The sequence below is a fragment of the Henriciella sp. genome, assembly GCF_049649345.1.
Classification (GTDB): Bacteria; Pseudomonadota; Alphaproteobacteria; order Caulobacterales; family Hyphomonadaceae; genus Henriciella.
This window is the reverse complement of sequence record NZ_JBARZC010000236.1, coordinates 1-1,578: the sequence shown is the minus strand read 5'-3', so window position 1 is coordinate 1,578 and position 1,578 is coordinate 1. Positions and strand designations below refer to the sequence as shown.

Genomic DNA, 1,578 nt, shown 5'->3' with positions numbered 1-1,578 from the left:
GGCTGGCCTCTGGCGGGCTGTATGCGCCACCGTGAGGCCCGATCAGGGCGGCCCTGGACGCAGCTGGGCCGTCCGGGGTCTGCACGGCTCCTGCGGCCTTTGGTGGAGCTCATGGGCTTCGACGATTGCCATCGCCGGTCGCTAACGGCATTGTTGTTCAGTGAGCACGCCTGTCATCGACATCGAGGCCATGACCACCGAAGAGCGGCTGGAGCTGATCGAGAAACTCGAAGCGAGCCTGCTTAACGGGCCCGTGCCGGACTGGCACAAAGAGATTCTCGACAAAAGGGAAGCTGAGTTGCGCGCCGGCAATATGGAAATCCTTGACATTGATGAGGTGATCGCATCCCTCTGATGGCGCCGTGGCCATCGTTCGCATTACGCAACCGGCAGCGCAAGATGTCAGGGCAGCTTGCGATAGGTATCGACAAGGCGACCGGAACCTGCTCGCCAACTTCCTAAAGCAGTTCAAACGCGCTCGGAACCGCATAGGCCTCTTTCCTGAGAGCACGCTTCCGGACTACCGGAACCTCCGCCGCGTGCCGATCCTGCGGACCGACTATGTCATCTACTATTCGTTCGAAGGCGAAGAGGCGCTCGTGAAGGCCGTCCTACACGGTAGCCGAGAGCGAGAGACGCTCGACGAAATTCTTGGCCGACGAGCATGAGTATCGCCCCGTTGAGGGCCACACGGTACACTCTTCGTCGATGCTGCCTCCGCGCCAGCTCTTCTTAGCAGCCGTCCTGCTGCTCGGGATCGTCTCTTGGATTTCGCCCGCCGAGGCCAATCGCGCGTCTAGAGATCCCGCGCACAATCTGGAAAACCGCGTCTGGGATTTTTTTTTGGCAAGCTGCGTTTCGCACCCTGAAAATCGTCTGCAAGCTGGCGAATCGCATCAGGAAAGTTGTGTTGCAGGTACGACAGGCGCGTCGGGGTCATTGCTCTTTTTACAGCGGGACCCCGAAGGCTATCGGGACTCGGTGAATCTGTACGCCGGCATGGGCTGGGACACGATTAATCTTCGAGATCCGACGGGCCGAAGTCACTCGACTTTGGAAGAGTGCGTAAGGGACTGGCCGGAAGGAACGGCAAACCATCTGAGATGCTTTGAGCAGTATGGACAACCGGAGCAGCCCGGCCTGTACGACCGCTTTAAGGCTTGGATCCGAGGCAAAGGCGCCGAAGCCGCCGCGCCTATTGGCCGAGCGGCGGGCCGGCACCTTGTAACTGGTGTTGCGAATCTTGGCGGCGTCGAGGCTCGCGAGGGTGCAGTCGAGGAGTTTGAGGGACGTGGTCGTGCTGCGGCCCGGTCTGCCGGCGCTGATGCCGCGGAGCTAGCGGCTGAGGCAGTCGGGGGTAAGGGCCTCGGGATTGCGGCGGCACCATTAATGCGGATCAATCTGGTTCGGAAGATTCGGAAGGCTCCAGTTAAATCCTGGCGGACAGGAAAGGAGATAGGGACCAGCGCGAGTCAGGCGAGAGCTCGGCTGGGTCTCAACAAACGGCAGTTCAATACCGCGATTCATGACATTAAGAAGCAGATTCCCGACAATCCCGATGTAGCCTTCGACTTAAAG

3 protein-coding genes are annotated in these 1,578 nt (G+C 59.9%); all 3 read left to right on the top strand.

Going from position 1 to position 1,578, the window contains the following annotated elements:
* Positions 1–160 precede the first annotated feature (160 nt).
* Positions 161–355, top strand: a complete 195-nt coding sequence (locus tag WA989_RS06090; RefSeq protein ID WP_424339614.1) for an addiction module protein — start codon at positions 161–163, stop codon at positions 353–355.
* 7 nt (positions 356–362) lie between these two features.
* Positions 363–668 carry a type II toxin-antitoxin system RelE/ParE family toxin gene (locus WA989_RS06085; protein ID WP_424339613.1) on the top strand — a complete coding sequence of 102 codons (306 nt, stop codon included), beginning with the start codon at positions 363–365 and terminating at the stop codon, positions 666–668.
* Positions 652–1,578, top strand: a 927-nt coding sequence (locus WA989_RS06080) for a hypothetical protein (protein WP_424339612.1), incomplete at its 3' end; no start/stop codon positions are given. The genes WA989_RS06085 and WA989_RS06080, both read left to right, overlap by 17 nt.